The 16,441-nt window shown below is 67.9% G+C and carries 14 protein-coding genes; 7 read left to right on the top strand and 7 right to left on the bottom strand.

The window, feature by feature from the left end:
- Positions 1 to 170: 170 nt before the first annotated feature.
- The 7 genes from LV82_RS08020 (at position 171) to LV82_RS08050 (ending at position 7,345) form a co-directional block, all read left to right on the top strand.
- Positions 171 to 977, top strand: coding sequence for a DeoR/GlpR family DNA-binding transcription regulator (locus LV82_RS08020; protein ID WP_104070621.1), 807 nt, complete (start codon positions 171 to 173; stop codon positions 975 to 977).
- Between the two features lie 31 nt (positions 978 to 1,008).
- Positions 1,009 to 2,013, top strand: coding sequence for a rhamnose ABC transporter substrate-binding protein (gene rhaS, locus LV82_RS08025; protein ID WP_104070623.1), 1,005 nt, complete (start codon positions 1,009 to 1,011; stop codon positions 2,011 to 2,013).
- Between the two features lie 61 nt (positions 2,014 to 2,074).
- Entirely contained in the window at positions 2,075 to 3,643 is a 1,569-nt protein-coding gene (locus LV82_RS08030; protein WP_425427741.1) for a sugar ABC transporter ATP-binding protein, read from the top strand.
- Entirely contained in the window at positions 3,640 to 4,626 is a 987-nt protein-coding gene (locus LV82_RS08035) for an ABC transporter permease (RefSeq protein WP_211289181.1), read from the top strand. Before LV82_RS08030 ends, LV82_RS08035 begins: the two co-directional genes overlap by 4 nt.
- Complete coding sequence (locus tag LV82_RS08040) at positions 4,623 to 5,624, top strand: ABC transporter permease (RefSeq protein ID WP_104070627.1); 1,002 nt, start codon at positions 4,623 to 4,625, stop codon at positions 5,622 to 5,624. Before LV82_RS08035 ends, LV82_RS08040 begins: the two co-directional genes overlap by 4 nt.
- Complete coding sequence (rhaM, locus tag LV82_RS08045; RefSeq protein WP_104070629.1) at positions 5,625 to 5,939, top strand: L-rhamnose mutarotase; 315 nt, start codon at positions 5,625 to 5,627, stop codon at positions 5,937 to 5,939.
- Positions 5,940 to 5,944: 5 nt separating this feature from the next.
- The gene (locus LV82_RS08050) at positions 5,945 to 7,345 is read left to right on the top strand and encodes an FGGY-family carbohydrate kinase (protein ID WP_104070631.1); all 1,401 of its coding nucleotides are present in this window, start codon (positions 5,945 to 5,947) and stop codon (positions 7,343 to 7,345) included.
- A gap of 16 nt (positions 7,346 to 7,361) precedes the next feature.
- On the opposite strand, the gene LV82_RS08055 is transcribed toward LV82_RS08050, so the two are convergent.
- The 7 genes from LV82_RS08055 to chvE all read right to left on the bottom strand — a co-directional run bounded on the left by LV82_RS08055 (position 7,362) and on the right by chvE (position 16,440).
- Positions 7,362 to 8,897, bottom strand: a complete 1,536-nt coding sequence (locus LV82_RS08055) for an aldehyde dehydrogenase (NADP(+)) (protein WP_104070633.1) — start codon at positions 8,895 to 8,897, stop codon at positions 7,362 to 7,364.
- A 1-nt stretch (position 8,898) separates the two neighbouring features.
- Entirely contained in the window at positions 8,899 to 9,816 is a 918-nt protein-coding gene (locus LV82_RS08060; RefSeq protein ID WP_104070635.1) for a dihydrodipicolinate synthase family protein, read from the bottom strand.
- 12 nt (positions 9,817 to 9,828) lie between these two features.
- The gene (locus LV82_RS08065) at positions 9,829 to 10,752 is read right to left on the bottom strand and encodes a Gfo/Idh/MocA family protein (protein ID WP_104070637.1); all 924 of its coding nucleotides are present in this window, start codon (positions 10,750 to 10,752) and stop codon (positions 9,829 to 9,831) included.
- Complete coding sequence (gene araD, locus LV82_RS08070; RefSeq protein ID WP_104070639.1) at positions 10,752 to 12,494, bottom strand: L-arabinonate dehydratase; 1,743 nt, start codon at positions 12,492 to 12,494, stop codon at positions 10,752 to 10,754. The genes LV82_RS08065 and araD overlap by 1 nt, the downstream gene beginning before the upstream one ends.
- Positions 12,494 to 13,735, bottom strand: a complete 1,242-nt coding sequence (gene mmsB, locus LV82_RS08075; RefSeq protein ID WP_104070641.1) for a multiple monosaccharide ABC transporter permease — start codon at positions 13,733 to 13,735, stop codon at positions 12,494 to 12,496. The genes araD and mmsB overlap by 1 nt, the downstream gene beginning before the upstream one ends.
- A complete protein-coding gene (gene mmsA, locus LV82_RS08080) occupies positions 13,732 to 15,270 on the bottom strand; it encodes a multiple monosaccharide ABC transporter ATP-binding protein (RefSeq protein ID WP_104070830.1) in 1,539 nt (512 codons plus the stop codon). The genes mmsB and mmsA overlap by 4 nt, the downstream gene beginning before the upstream one ends.
- A gap of 99 nt (positions 15,271 to 15,369) precedes the next feature.
- Positions 15,370 to 16,440, bottom strand: coding sequence for a multiple monosaccharide ABC transporter substrate-binding protein (gene chvE, locus LV82_RS08085; protein WP_104070643.1), 1,071 nt, complete (start codon positions 16,438 to 16,440; stop codon positions 15,370 to 15,372).
- Position 16,441: the final 1 nt, after the last annotated feature.

Genomic DNA, 16,441 nt, shown 5'->3' on the forward strand with positions numbered 1-16,441 from the left:
CTGCCCTGGCGGCAACATGACCATTCGCGCGCAGGCTGCGCGGGATGCGGCGTTTTGTCAATCATTATCGATCATCTTCAGTCATTCTGCATTGCAGCATGATCGATTGTGATTGTTTTTGATTGACAGACACCCGAATCCCCACAATTCTCGGCGCAAGGGAGGACAAGATGCACGAAACGGAACGGCACCGGATCATCCTGTCGGCGGTTCAGGAACGCCCCGTGGCGACCGTGGTCGAGCTGTGCGCGCTGACCGGCGCGTCCGAGGCGACGATCCGGCGCGACATCGCCACGCTACACATGCAGAAGAAGCTGCGCCGGGTGCGCGGCGGGGCCGAGGCGCTGACGCCGCCGCAATTCGTCGGCCTTGCCGGGCGGCCCTTCTCGGTCAACCAGACGCTGCGCACGCGTCAGAAACAGGCCATCGCCCGCGCCGCGGTCGAGATGTGCGAGGATGGCGAGGCAATCATCATCAACGGCGGCACGACCACCTTCCAGATGGTGCATCCGCTGGCTTCGCGCCGGCTGCAGATCTTCACCAATTCCTTTCCTATCGCCGAACACCTGCTGAAGCATTCCAAGAACACGATCATGGTGCCCGGCGGCGCGATCTATCGCGAACAGAACATCATCCTGTCGCCCTTCGACAATGACGTCACGCGCAACTTCTATGCGCGGCGCATGTTCATGGGGGCACAGGGCATCGGTCCGGTCGGATTGATGGAGGCCGACCCGCTGCTGATCCAGGCCGAACAGAAGCTGATCGGCCAGGCGGACGAGCTGGTCGTGCTGGTGGACAGTTCCAAGTTTTCCCAGCGGTCCAGCCTGGTGCTGTGCCCGCTGGAGCGGATCGGGACCATCGTCACCGACGAAGGCATCCCCGACAAGGCCGCGGCCATGATCGAGGCCGCGGGAATAAGCCTTCACGTCGTGCCCCTGGGCGCGTCGCAGGCCGAGGCGGGGGCGGCCTCCTGACACGCCCCGGATCATCATGGGAGGAAGACAGATGAAACGCAGACAAGTGATGGCGCTCGCGGCCGGGCTCGGCCTTGCCGCCAGCCTGATGGGCACCACGGCCATGGCGCAGGACAAGACGCGCATCGCGCTGGTGGTCAAGGCGCTTGGCATCGGCTTCTTCGAGGCGGCCGCCAAGGGCGCCGAGGAAGCGGCCGCCGAACTGGGCGATGTCGAGATCATCTATACCGGGCCGACCGACACCACGGCCGAGGGCCAGATCGAGGTGATCAACAGCCTGATCGCGCAGGGCGTCGATGCGATCGCGATTTCGGCCAACGATCCCGACGCGCTGGTGCCCGCGCTGAAGAAGGCAATGGACCGCGGCATCACGGTGATCTCGTGGGATTCGGGCGTCGCCCCCGAAGGGCGGCAGATGCATCTGAACCCCTCGTCCAACGAGCTGATCGGCCGGATGATCATCAAGCTTGCCGCCGACAACCTGCCCGACCAGACCGGCGAGGTCGCGGTGCTTTCGGCCTCGGCCACGGCCACGAACCAGAACATCTGGATCGAAGAGATGAAGAAGGCCATGCCGGACTATCCCAACATCAAGCTTCTCGGCGTGGTCTATGGCGACGACCTCGCGGACAAGTCCTATCGCGAGGCGATGGGCCTGATCCAGTCCTATCCCGAGCTTGACGCGATCATCGCGCCGACATCCGTGGGCATCGTCGCGGCCGCCCAGGCGGTCACCGATGCCGGCAAGATCGGCCAGATCAACGTCACCGGCCTTGGCCTGCCCTCGGAGATGGCCGGCCATGTCAAGTCGGGCGCATCGAAAAGCTTCGCCATCTGGAACCCGATCGACCTGGGCTATTCGGCCACGATGATCGCCTATCACCTGGCCCGTGGCGAGGCCGAGGCCCAGCCCGGAGCCGAGATCCCGATCGGCCGCATGGGCAAGGTGACGCTTGACGAAACCAACGCGGCGGCGATGGCCGAACCCTTTGTCTATGACGCGTCGAACATCGACCAGTTCAAGGACATCTTCTGATCCCTGCATCCGGCGCGGACGGACCCCGTCCGCGCCCCCCTACCCTTGCATGGCCAGGACGATGCTGAAACAGATGACTTCCGATATCCTGCCCGGGACGGCCGGCACGGTCACGGTCCCGCTGCCCGAAGCGCTGCCGATCCTCGCGCTGAGGGGCGTCACCAAGACCTTTCCCGGCGTGCGCGCCCTGTCCGATGTCGCGCTCGAACTCTATCCCGGCCAGGTGACGGCGCTGATCGGCGAGAACGGCGCGGGCAAATCCACGCTGGTCAAGATCCTGACCGGCATCTATCAGCCCGACGGTGGCGAGATCCTCGTCGATGGCGCGCCCGCGCGCCTTGACTCGCCGCAGGCCGCCGCCGCTGCCCGCATCACCGCGATCCATCAGGAAACGGTGCTGTTCGACGACCTGACTGTGGCCGAGAACATCTTCCTGGGCCATGCCCCGCGCGGGCGGTTCGGCCTGATCGACCGCGCCGAAATGCGGCGCCGCGCCGGACAGATCCTGCACGAGCTTGGCGCGCGCATCGATCCGGGCCAGCCCCTTCGGCAGCTGGGAATCGCCGCGCGCCACCTTGTCGCCATCGCCCGCGCGCTGTCGATCGAGGCACGGGTCGTGATCATGGACGAGCCGACCGCCGCGCTGAGCCACAAGGAGATCGAGGAACTCTACACCCTGATCGAGCGGCTGAAGGCGCAGGGCAAGGCGATCTTGTTCATCAGCCACAAGTTCGACGAGATCTTCCGCATCGCCGACCGCTACACCGTCTTCCGCGACGGCCAGATGGTGGGCGCGGGGCTCATCGCCGAGGCAAGCGAGGCCGACCTGGTGCGCCAGATGGTCGGCCGCGACGTCAGCCAGGTCTTTCCCAGCCGCACCCCCCGCATCGGCGCGCCGGTCCTTCAGGTCGAAGGCTACGCGCACCCGACCGAATTCGCCGACATCTCCTTTACTTTACGGGCGGGCGAGATCCTCGGATTCTATGGGCTTGTCGGCGCGGGCCGGTCGGAATTCTGCCAGGCATTGTTCGGCATGACGCGCCCCTCGGCCGGCAGCCTGCGCATCGACGGACAGCCGGTCGCGATCCGCTCGCCCGCCGACGCGGTGGCCCATGGCATCGTCTATGTGCCCGAGGACCGCGGCCGACAGGGCGCGATCGGCGCGATGCCGATCTTCCAGAACGTCACGCTGCCCTCGCTGGCGCGCATCTCGCGCAACGGCTTCCTGCGTCTGGCCGAGGAATTCCGCCTTGCGCGCGACTATTGCGAACGGCTCGACCTGCGCGCGGCATCGCTGGACACGCCGCTTGGCACGCTGTCGGGCGGCAACCAGCAGAAGGTCGTCATCGCCAAGTGGCTGGCCACGCGCCCGCGCGTCATCATCCTGGATGAACCCACCAAGGGCATCGACATCGGGTCGAAGGCGGCGGTGCACGAATTCATGGCCGAACTCGCCGCGCAGGGGCTTGCCGTGATCATGGTCAGTTCGGAAATCCCCGAGATCCTGGGCATGTCCGACCGCGTGATCGTGATGCGCGAGGGCCGGATCGCGGCCGAACTCTCGGGCGGCGATCTGACCCCCGAGACGCTGGTGCGCCATGCCGCGGGGATCGGGGAGACATGGGAATGAGGCTGACGAGACTTCTGACAACGCGCGAGGCGCTGCTGGCGGCGGCCATCGCGCTGATGCTGGCGCTGATCGCGTCGCGCTTTCCGGCCTTCGTGGCGCCGGGCAACCTTGTGGCGGTGTTCAACGATACCGCGCCGCTGATCATCCTAGCGATCGGCCAGATGGTGGTGATCCTGACCCGTTGCATCGATCTTTCGGTGGCGGCGACGCTTGCGCTGACGGGCATGGTCGTGGCGATGCTGAACCTTGCCCATCCGGACCTGCCGGTCGCGGCGATCCTTGCCATCGCGGTGGCGCTTGGCTGCGGCCTCGGCATGATCAACGGGCTTCTGGTCTGGAAGCTCGACATCCCGCCCATCGTGGTCACGCTGGGCACGATGACGATCTATCGTGGCGCGGCCTTCCTGATCTCGGGCGGCAAATGGGTGAACGCGCACGAGATGAGCGATGCCTTCAAGGCCTTTCCGCGCACGCAGATCCTGGGGATGCCGGTCATGAGCTGGATCGCGATCCTCGTGGTCGTTGTGCTTGCGGTGCTGCTAGCGCGCACCGAAACCGGACGGGCCTTCTTCGCCGCGGGCGGCAATCCCGATGCGGCGACCTATGCTGGCATCGACGTCGGGCGCACGCGCTTTCTGGCCTTTGCGCTGTCGGGGGCGCTGGCGGGGCTGGTGGGCTATCTGTGGGTGGCGCGTTATGCCGTGGCGTATGTCGATCTGGCGGCGGGCTTCGAACTTGACGTGGTCGCGGCCTGCGTGATCGGCGGGGTGGCGATCATGGGCGGCGTCGGCAGCGTCGCGGGCGCCGTGCTTGGCGCGCTGTTCCTGGGCGTAATCAAGAACGCGCTGCCGGTGATCGACGTCTCGCCCTTCTGGCAGATGGCGATCTCGGGCGCGGCGATCATCATCGCGGTGATCCTGAATGCCAAGGCGGGCCGCGCGCGCGGCCGCATCATCCTGCGTCAGACGGAGGCTGTGCAATGACCGGCATGAACCCGACGCGCGCGGCGGTGCGCACGATCCCCGACCGGCTGGAAAGCCCCGCGCGGCGCGCGCTGAAAAGCTGGGAGACGCTGCTTCTGGCCGTCGCATTGGCGATCTTCATCGCCAACAGCCTTGCCTCTCCCTATTTCCTGGATCCGTGGAACCTGTCGGATGCCACCTTCAACTTCACCGAAAAGGCGATGATCGCCTTCGCCATGGCGCTGCTGATCATCGCCGGGGAAATCGACCTGTCCGTGGCCTCGACCATCGCTCTGGCCTCGACGGCCATGGGCGCGGCGGCCCAGCTCGGGGTCGGCACGCCGGGGCTGGTGGCGATCGGCCTTGCCGTGGGCCTTGCCTGCGGGGCGTTCAACGGCGCGCTGGTCACGGGGCTTGGCCTGCCCTCGATCGTGGTCACCATCGGCACGATGAGCCTTTACCGCGGCATCAGCTACATCGTGCTGGGCGACCAGGCCTATCGCGGCTACCCGGCCGATTTCGCCTGGTTCGGGCAGGGCTATGCCTTTTGGGTGATCTCGGCGGAATTCGTCCTCTTTGCGCTCTTCGCGCTGCTGTTTGGCATCCTTCTGCATGCCACGAATTTCGGCCGCGCCGTCTATGCGATCGGCAACAATGCCACCGCGGCGGCCTTTTCGGGCATCCGCGTGGGCCGGGTGAAGTTCATCCTGTTCCTGCTGACGGGGCTGATGTCCGGGGTGGCGGCGGTGTGCCTGACCTCGCGGCTGGGCTCGACACGCCCGTCGATCGCGATGGGATGGGAGCTTGAGGTCGTGACCATGGTGGTGCTTGGCGGGGTCAGCATCCTTGGCGGGGCGGGCAGCATTCCGGGCGTGGTGATCGCGGCCTTCGTGATGGGGCTTGTCACCTTCGGGCTGGGGCTTCTGAACGTTCCGGGCATCGTGATGTCGATCGTGATCGGCGCGCTTCTGATCGCGGTGATCGCGCTGCCGCGCCTGTGGCGGAAATGGAGGGGATGAATGCAGAAATACGCGTTTCGCATGCGCCTGAAGCCCGGCTGCCGTGACGAATACCGCCGCCGGCACGACGCGATCTGGCCCGAACTGGTGGAGCTGCTGAAACAGGCGGGAATCTCGGATTACTCGATCCATCTCGATCCCGAGACCGACGCGCTCTTCGCGGTGCTCTGGCGGCGGGACGACCACGGCACGGACGAACTGCCGCGCCATCCGGTGATGCGCCGCTGGTGGGACCACATGGCCGACATCATGGAGGTCCACCCCGACAACGAACCCGTCGCGGTGCCGCTCGAAACCCTGTTCCACATGGACTGAGCAGCATGGGCCGGGACAACATCGCCGTCATCGACATCGGCAAGACCAACGTCAAGCTGGCGCTGGTCGATCCCGCCGCGCTGGCCGAGATCGCGGTGCTCAAGCGACCGAACCGGGTGCTGCCGGGGCCGCCCTGGCCGCATTACGACACCGAAGGCATCTGGGCCTTCCTGTGCGAGGGCCTGGCGCGCCTGCATGGCAGCCACGGCATCGGGCGGATCGTGGTCACCACCCACGGCGCCGCCGGCGCCTTCGTCGACGAAAGCGGCGCGCTGGCCGCGCCGGTGCTCGACTACGAACATGACGGGCCGGACCGGGTTGGCCCCGAATACGACCGCATCCGTCCGCCATTTGCCGAGACGGGCTCGCCCCGGCTGGCCCACGGGCTGAACCTGGGCGCGCAGATCTTCTGGCAGCTGCAGACGATGCCGCAGCTGCGCCGGCGCGCGCGCCGGTTCCTGCCGTGGCCGCAATACTGGGCCTTTCGCCTGTGCGGTGTGCCGTCCAGCGATGTCACCTCGCTTGGCTGTCACACCGACCTGTGGCAGCCCCGGGCGGGGCGCTTCTCCTCGCTCGTCGCGCGGCTCGATCTTGGCGGCCTGATCGCCCCGCCCCGGCGCCCGGACGAGGTTCTGGGCCCGATCCTGCCCGAGATCGCGCGCCAGACCGGGCTTGACCCGTCCACCCCGGTCCATTGCGGCATCCATGACTCGAATGCCTCGCTGCTGCCGCATCTTCTGGCCAACCGCCCGCCCTTCTCTGTGGTCTCGACCGGGACCTGGGTGATCGCGATGGCGGTGGGCGGTCGGGCGGTCACACTCGACCCGGCGCGCGACACGCTGATCAACGTCAACGCGCTTGGCGCACCGGTGCCGTCGGCGCGGTTCATGGGCGGGCGCGAGCACGACATTCTGGGCGCGGCCGACTGCCCCGAGGCCGACGCGCAGGCCATGCAGCGCGTGCTCGAATCCGGCACGATGCTGCTGCCCGCCGTCGTTTCGGAATGCGGGCCGTTCCCGGGCCGACAGGCCCGGTGGACCGGCCCCGAGCCTGAAGCGGGCACCGCCGAGCGCGCCGCCGCCGTCGCCTTGTATCTTGCGATGATGACGGCCGCCTGCCTCGAACTTGCGGGCCATGCGGGGCCGATCATCGTCGAAGGCCCCTTCGCGCGCAACCGGGCATGGCTTGCGATGCTGCAGGCGGCCATGCAGGCCCCGGTCCACCCGGTGACCAGCGCCACCGGCACCAGCGTGGGCGCGGCCCTTCTGGGCCTGGGCGAACACGCCCCGCGCCGCCTCGCGCCCTTGCCTGCGGGCATCGGGACTCCGCCAGAGCTTGCCGCGCGGCTTTCCACCCATGCCAGGATCTGGCGCGAAGCCCTGTCCGCGACAAGGCCGCCCCGATGATGGCTGCCGGTGATTGCTAAGCGTCCGCGCGCAGGTCCTCGGGCAGCAGATCGGCCGGCATGTCCTGGTAACAGACCGGCCGCAGCCAGCGCCGGATCGCCAGCGTCCCGACCGATGTATGCCCCGGCGCGGTGGTCGCAGGCCAGGGGCCGCCATGCACCATCGCCGGCGAGACTTCGACCCCGGTCGGGAACCCGTTGGCGATCAACCGCCCCGCCTTGCGTTCAAGAACCGGAACCAGCCGCGCCGCAAGGTCGTGATCGTCGGGCACAATCTGCAGCGTTGCCGTCAACTGGCCCTGCAGCGCCGCCGCAACGGCCTCGAAACCCTCCCGGTCCCTGACCCGCAGGATCAGGCCGAAGGGGCCAAAGACCTCTTCGGCCAGGGCGGGATCGGACAGGAAGCGCTCGGCCTCCGTTTCCGCCAGGGCCGGCGCGGCCTCGCGCGGGCCGCATTCGCATCGCAGGATCGTGCGCACGCCCGGCAGGCCCGCTATCCGGTCGCGGCCCGCACGATAGGCCTCGGCCATGGCGGGCGTCAGCATCACCTGGCGCGGCGCGGCTTCCAGCATTGCGCGCGCGGCCGCGACCACCGCATCCCCCGCCGCGCCGGCCTCGACGACCAGAAGACCCGGATTGGTGCAGAACTGCCCCGCGCCAAGCGTCAGCGATGCCGCCCAGCCCTCGCCGATCTCGCGGGCCCGCGCCCGCGCCGCCCCTGGCAGGACGAAGACCGGATTGACCGAACCCAGCTCGCCGAAGAAGGGGATGGGATCGGGCCGCGCGGCGCACAGGTCGAACAATGCCCGGCCCGCACGCAGCGATCCGGTGAAGCCCACCGCCGCGATGTGGGGATCGCGCACCAGCGCCTGGCCGACATCGATGCCGCCCCCCTGCACCAGCGAGAATGTCCCGGCCGGCAGGCCAAGTGACTCCACGGCCTCGGCGATCGCGCCGGCCACGACCTCGCCCGTGCCGGGATGGGCCTCATGCCCCTTGACGACGACCGGGCAGCCCGCCGCCAGCGCCGAGGCCGTATCGCCACCCGCGACCGAGAAGGCCAGCGGGAAGTTCGAGGCCCCGAACACCGCCACCGGGCCCAGCGGGCGCTGGATCATGCGCAGGTCCGGCTTGGGTAGCGGCTGGCGGGCGGGGTCGGCGGGATCGTGGCGGCGATCAAGGTAATCGCCCGAGCGGAGGACCTGGGCGAACAGCCGCAACTGTCCGGTCGTGCGGCCGCGCTCGCCCACGACGCGCGGTTCGGGCAGACCGGTCTCGCGCATGCAGATCTCGGTGATCGCGTCGGCGCGCGCTTCGATCGCATCGGCGATCGCTTCCAGAAGACGGGCCCGTGTCCGACGCGGGGCCGCGGCGAATGCCGGAAAGGCCGCGCCCGCCGCGCGGGCGGCCCGCGCGACCAGCTCTGGCGTGCCCCTGCAGACATGAATCGCGGGGCCGCTGACCGGGCAGGATTCGAATGTCTGCCCGGTCGCGACCCATTCGCCCGCGATCAGATGCCGCCCGGTCGGTTCGATCGTCGTCTTCGCCGTCATCCTATTTCCCCCAGTTCAGTGCAAGAACATCCAGCCTGCGCGCAAGCTCCAGCAGGCGCGCGCGTGTGCGATCGGACATCGGCCGCAGCGGATGGCGGACGTGGTCGGAGCGGATCACCCCGCCCTCCTTCAGAACGGTCTTGGCCGCGCGCAGCCCACACTGGCGGTTCTCGTGGTTGATCAGCGGCAGGCAGGCCTGCCATCCGGCAAGCGCGGCGCCGTGCCGTCCCTCGAGATGGTCGATGACGATCGGCCGGATCCTGTCGGGCAGCAGTGCCGAGGTCATCGTGCCAGTGGCCCCGGCATCGAGATCGGCCAGAAGCGTGACGCCTTCCTCGCCGTCGAAGGGGCCTTCGACATGCTCTCCCGCCTCGGCGATCAGTGCCGCCAGCTTGTCGGCGGCAAAGGGACATTCGATCTTGAAGTAGCTCACACGCTCCAGATCGCGGGCCATGCGCGCCAGAAGCGACACCGGCAGGTCAACCCCCGACAGCGGCGCGTCCTGCACCATGATCGGGATGCCGATCGCATCGTTGACGGCGGCGAAATGCTCGAAGATGCCTTGCGCATCGGCTTTCAGCCCGGCGCCGTGATAGGGCGGCATCATCATCACCATCGCCGCGCCCATCGCCTCGGCCGCGCGGGCGCGGGCGACGACCGTTCCGGTATGGAAATGGCTGATCGTGACGATCACCGGCACCCGCCCCGCGACATGGCCAAGGCTGATCCGCATCAGCCGGTCGCGTTCCTCGTCCGAAAGAGCGAACTGTTCCGAATAGTTGGCGAGAATGCAGATCGCATCCACCCCGGCATCGACCAGGAAATCGAGCACGCGGCGCATGCCATCCTCGTCCACGCGGCCATCGTCGAGAAAGGGCGTGGGTGCGACGGGCAGGATGCCCCTCAATCCGTGTTTCATGGCGTCAAGTTCCTACCAGTCAAAGCGCGCGGTCGCGACATGCCGCCCGATCAGGAAGGCATCGGCCACGTGGCGCATGGGTGAAAGATCGACCTCGCTTTCGCCCCGCGCGATCAGCGCGGCAAAGCGGGCATAGAGCGCGGGATATTCGCTGTCCGGCCCCTCGGCCAGCACGCGGGACCCCAGCCGCAGCACCGCCCCCCCGCGGTCGAGCACCGCGCGGCCCTGATCGGTGTCGATGACGATCTGCCAGCGCGGCGGCCCGGCCTCGCGCCAGTCGAAACGCGCGGCGACGGGAATGCCCGCCGGATGGGCAAAGACCAGCCGCGCCGCGATCGGGGTCGCGCGGTTCTCGGGAAATTCCAGCTCGGCCTCGGCCAGGTGAACCGAGTCGGGCAGGATCGCGGTCAGCACCGACAGCGCGTTGATGCCGGGGTCGAACACGCCCAGGCCCCCGGGCTGCCAGATCCATTCCTGCCCCGGATGCCACTGGCGCACGTCTTCCAGCCAGGCGATGTCGACGGCCCGGATCTCGCGCCCGGCCAGCCAGTCGCGCGCCGGGCCCACCGCCGCGGCATGGCGCGAATGCCATGTGGCAAACAGCGTCACCCCCCGCGCCCGCGCCAGGCGGGCGAGGTCCTCGACCTCGGACAGGGTCTCGCCCGGCGGTTTCTCCAGCATCACGTGCCGCCCGGCCAGAATCGCCCGGCGCGCATCGTCAAAGCGCACCTGCGGCGGCGTCGCCAGCGAGACGGCGGGAATGTCCGGCCGCGCCTCCAGCAGTTCGGCAAGGCTGCGGAAGCTTGCAACGCCGCCCAGCTCGGCGTTGCGGCTGGCCACGGCGGCCAAGCGGAAATCGGGCGAACGCGACAGCGCCGGGATGTGCTGGTCACGCGCGATCTTCCCGATCCCGACAAGGGCAAGATCCATCGTCATCAGTGGCTGTCCCTTGGTACGTCATGGCCGCGGCACCCGCGCAGGAAGTCGAAATCGGCCCCCGTATCGGCGCCCGTGACATGGTCGAAGAACAGCTGCCCATAGCCGCCCTCGGGGCGCAGCTGCGGCAGACGCAGTTCGGCCAGCCGGCGGGACAGCTCGGCCTCGGGGATGTCCAGATGCAGGCGCCGGGCGGGCACGTCCAGCTCGATCATGTCGCCGTCGCGCACCACCGCGAGCGGCCCGCCGCGCGCGGCCTCGGGCGCCACATGCAGCACCACCGTGCCATAGGCCGTGCCCGACATCCGCGCGTCCGAGATCCGCACCATGTCCGTCACCCCCTTGCGCAAGAGCTTGGGCGGCAGGCCCATGTTGCCGACCTCGGGCATGCCCGGATAGCCGCGCGGGCCGCACATCTTCAGCACCAGCACACAGCTTTCGTCCACGTCCAGATCCTCGCGCCCGATCCGGGCCTTGTAGTCGTCGATGTCCTCGAACACGACGGCGCGGCCGCGGTGGCGCATCAGGTGCGGGCTGGCCGCCGAGGGCTTCAGCACCGCCCCGTCGGGGGCGAGATTGCCGTGTAGCACCGCGATCCCGCCCGACCGGGTCAGCGGATGATCCAGCGGGCGGATCACGTCCTCGTTCCAGTTGCGCGCGGGCGCGACCTCCTCGGCCAGCGTCCGGCCCGAGACGGTCAGCGCCCCGCCATCGACGAGGCCCGCCTCGACCAGCGCGCGGATCACCACCGGCAGGCCGCCGGCATAGTAGAATTCCTCCATCAGGTAGTCGCCCGAGGGCTGGAGATTGACGATCGTCGGCACGTCGCGCCCCAGCCGGTCCCAGTCGTCCAGCGTCAGATCCACCCCGACCCGGCCGGCCAGCGCCAGAAGATGGATCACCGCATTGGTCGAGCCGCCAAGCGCGGCATTGACGCGGATCGCGTTCTCGAAGGCCGTGCGGGTCAGGATGTGGCCGGGCCGCAGATCGTCGCGAACCATCTGCACGATGCGCCGTCCCGACAGCTGGGCCATCACGCGGCGGCGCGAATCCACCGCCGGGATCGCGGCATTGCCCGACAGCGCCATGCCAAGCGCCTCGGCCATCGAGGCCATGGTCGAGGCCGTGCCCATCGTGTTGCAGGTGCCCGAGGAACGGGTGACCGCGGCCTCGGCCTCCAGGAAGTCGGCCTCGGTCATCTCGCCGGCCTTCACCGCCTCGGAAAAGCGCCACAGATGCGTGCCTGCGCCGACCCGTTCGCCACGGAACCAGCCGTTCAGCATCGGCCCGCCCGACACCACGATGGACGGCAGGTCGACCGAGGCCGCGGCCATCATCAGCGACGGCGTGGTCTTGTCGCAGCCCACCAGCAGCACGGCGCCGTCGATGGGCTGGGCGCGCATCACCTCCTCGACCGCCATGGCGGCCAGGTTGCGATACATCATCGCCGTCGGCCGGAAGGTGTTTTCCGAGGCCGAAAAAACGGGCACTTCCAGCGGGAAGCCGCCGGCCTCCCACACACCGGCCTTAACCTTCTCGGCCAGCTCGCGCAGATGGCCGTTGCAGGGGGTCAGATCGCCCCAGGTGTTGAGGATGCCGATCACCGGGCGGCCGTCGAACAGATCGTCGGGATAGCCCTGGGTCTTCAGCCAGCCACGATGATAGATCGCATCGCGCGAGGTGCCGCCGTACCACGCCTGCGAGCGCAGGCGGCGCGGCCATTTTGCCGGTTTGAATGTCATCACGCCTGTTTCCGCTTGTTGTAAACGTCGAAGATCACGGCCGCCAGCAGCACCAGCCCCTTGATCACCTGCTGGTAGTCGATGCCGATGCCCATGATCGACATGCCGTTGTTCATCACACCCATGATGAAGGCGCCGACCACCGCGCCGACGACGCGCCCGACCCCGCCCGACATGGACGCGCCGCCGATGAACACCGCCGCGATCACGTCGAGCTCCAGCGCAAAACCTGCCTTGGGCGTGGCCACGTTCAGCCGCGCGGCATAGATCAGGCCGGCAAGCGCCGCGAGAAACCCCATGTTGACGAAGGTCAGGAAGGTCAGCCGCTCGGTCGGGATGCCCGACAGCGCGGCGGCCTTGCGGTTGCCCCCCAGCGCATAGATGCGCCGCCCCAGCGTGGTGCGTTCGGTGATGAAGGCATAGACCAGCGTCAGCACCGCCATGGTCACCAGCACGTTGGGCAGGCCGCGAAATGTCGCGAGCTTCCAGCTGAGGAACAGGATCGCGCCGATGACGATGGCGTTGCGCAGGACAAAGAAGGCGGTGGGCTCCAGCTCCATCCCATAGGCCCGGTCGCGGGCGCGCGCCCGCAGGCCCAGCCACAGGATGGCCCCCGAGGCCAGCGCCGCGACCGCCATGGTCAGTCCGTTGACCCGTCGCGCGCCCGCCAGCGCCGCCAGCGGCTCGCCCAGCCAGGGCAGAAGGTCGGGCACGAAGCCGGTGGACAGGCGCTGGAACTCCGTCGGGAAGGGGCCGATCGACTGGCCCTCCAGCAGCCACAGCGAGGCGCCGCGGAAGACCAGCATCCCCGCCAGCGTCACGATGAAGGACGGAATGCCCCAATAGGCCACCCAATAGCCTTGGGCCGCGCCGATCACGATGCCGGTCAGCAGGCAGGCGAGCACCGTCACCCAGACCGGCATCTGCCAGTTGACGATCATCACCGCCGCCAGTGCGCCGACAAAGCCCAGGACCGAACCCACCGACAGGTCGATGTTGCCGCCGACGATGACGATCAGCATCCCCAGCGCCATGATGATGATATAGCTGTTCTGCAGGAACAGGTTGGTGATGTTGACCGGTCGCAGCAGCGTGCCATCGGTCAGGACCTGGAAAAAGGCCATGATCGCAACCAGCGCGATCAAGAGTCCGTATTCGCGCAGATGCCCGGTCAGATAGGCCCGGATCGCCCCGCCCGCCGGGGCCGCGGCGGCCGTGCCCTGTGCCGTTTCGGTTGTCATGCTGCCTGTCTCCGATGCTTGACGATAAGGGACATGATGCGTTCCTGGCTGGCCTCGTCCGCGGACAATTCGCCCACGACCGTACCCTCGCACATCACGTAGATGCGGTCGCACATGCCCAGAAGCTCGGGCATCTCGGACGAGATCATCAGGATCCCCCGCCCTTCCGCCGCGAGCCGATTGATGATGGTGTAGATCTCGTATTTCGCGCCGACATCGATCCCGCGCGTGGGCTCGTCAAGGATCAGCACCCGCGGATCGGCGAACAGCCATTTCGACAGCACGACCTTCTGCTGGTTGCCCCCCGACAGGTTGACCACCTTCTGGTGCACGCCCGGCGTGCGAATGACCATCGCCTCGCGATAGCGCTCGGCCACGCGGCTTTCCTCGCGCGGGCTCAGCACGCCCCGCCGCGACACGCCGGCCAGATTGGCCAGCGTCACGTTGAAGGTGATGGGTTCGTCAAGGACAAGGCCCAGCTCCTTGCGATCCTCGGTGACATAGGCAAGTCCAGAGGCAATCGCCCGGTCCACGCGCGAGATGTCCGCCGGCCGGCCCTCGATCAGCGCCTCGCCCGCCAGCTTGCGTCCCCAGCTTTCGCCGAACAGGCTCATCGCCAGCTCGGTGCGGCCCGCGCCCATCAGCCCGGCGATGCCCACCACCTCGCCCGCGCGCAGCCGCAGCGAGACATCGCGCACCACGATCCTCTCGGCATGCTCGGGATGGGCCACGCGCCAGTCGCGGACCTCCATCAGCACCTCGCCCGCCTGACGTCCCTCGCGCGGGGGATAGCGGTTCTCCATCGGCCGGCCGACCATGTCGCGCACGATCATGTCCTCGGTCAGCGTCTCGGCCCGCGCGTCGTGGCTGGCCACGGTCGCGCCGTCGCGCAGCACCGTCACCCGGTCGGCCACGCGGCGCACCTCGTTCAGCTTGTGGCTAATGATGATCGAGGTCACACCCTGCGCCCGAAGTTCCAGCAGAAGATCGAGAAGCTTCTCGCTGTCGGCCTCGGACAGCGCGGCGGTGGGCTCGTCGAGGATCAGAAGCCGCACGCGCCGCGACAATGCCTTGGCGATCTCGACCAGCTGCTGCTTGCCCACGCCCAGCCGCTCGACCGGCGTCTGCGGCGCCTCGTCCAGACCGACCTTGGCCAGAAGCGCCTCGGTCCGGGCCCAAGTCTCGCGCCACGAGATCACGCCGCCGCGGGCGCATTCGTTGCCCAGGAAGATGTTCTCGGCAATCGACAGAAGCGGCACCAGCGCCAGCTCCTGGTGGATGATGATGATCCCCTTCTCCTCGCTGTCGCGCACCGAGCGGAACGCCACCGGCGCGCCGTCGAAAAGGATCTCGCCGTCATAGCTGCCATGCGGATAGACGCCCGAGAGCACCTTCATCAGCGTGGACTTGCCCGCGCCGTTCTCGCCGACCAGGGCGTGGATCTCGCCCGCGTGCACGGTCAGGTTCACCCCGTCCAGCGCGCGCACGCCGGGAAATGTCTTGGTGATGCCGCGCATCTGCAAAAGCGGCTTCATCGTCATTCTCCTGTCCGGAAAGCCGCGCCGCACGGGGCGCGCGCATGGATGGCCCGGGCGGGACCGGGAGCGAAGGGGGCCCCGCCCGGCGCGCCCGGTTCACTCGGTGATCTGGGACTTCTCGTAATATCCCGACCCGACCAGGACCTCTTCCCAGTTGGTCGCATCCACCGGCACCGGTTCCAGCAGGTAGGACGGCACGACCTTGACCCCGTTGTCATAGGTCGTGGTGTCGTTGATCGGCACCTCGCCGCCTTCCAGGCGGGCCTGCACCATCTTCACCGCGACCTTTGCCAGCTCGCGCGTGTCCTTGAAGACGGTCGAATACTGTTCGCCCGCGAGGATCGCCTTGACCGAAGGCAGTTCGGCATCCTGACCGGTGACGATCGGCATCTTCAGATCGCCCGACCCATAGCCCACGCCCTTGAGCGCCGAGATGATGCCCATCGACAGCCCGTCATAGGGCGACAGGACGCCATGCACCTCGTCATCGGTGTAATTCGCCGACAGAAGGTTTTCCATCCGCGCCTGGGCGACCTGGCCATCCCAGCGCAGCGTGCCCACCTGGTCCATGCCCATCTGGCCGGACTTGATGCGGATGCGCCCCTCGTCGATCAGGGGCTGCAGGACGCTCATCGCGCCGTCATAGAAGAAATAGGCGTTGTTGTCGTCCGGGCTGCCGCCGAACAGTTCGACATTCCACGGGCTGACATCGCCAAAGCGTTCCTCCAGCCCCTTGACCAGGCTTTCGGCCTGCAGCACGCCCACCTTGAAATTGTCGAACGTGGCATAATAGTCCACGTCGGGCGTGTCGCGGATCAGCCGGTCATAGGCGATCACGGGAATGCCAAGCGCGGCGGCATTGGCCAGCGCGTTCGACAGCGTGGTGCCGTCGATGGCGGCGATCACCAGCGCATCGACCTCCTTGGTGATCATGTTCTCGATCTGCGCCAGCTGGTTGGGAATGTCGTCCTCGGCATATTGCAGATCGGCGGCATAGCCGGCCTTGGCGAATTCCTCGACCATGGAATTGCCGTCCGAGATCCAGCGCGACGACGACTTGGTCGGCATGGCGATTCCGATCACGCCCTTGTCCTGCGCCGCTGCCGGCGCGGACCAAAGGCCCACGGACAGCGCAATGGCCGAAAGCCCCGCGACGAAAAGTTTCATC

The organism is Albidovulum inexpectatum, from assembly GCF_002927635.1.
Taxonomy (GTDB): Bacteria; Pseudomonadota; Alphaproteobacteria; order Rhodobacterales; family Rhodobacteraceae; genus Albidovulum; species Albidovulum inexpectatum.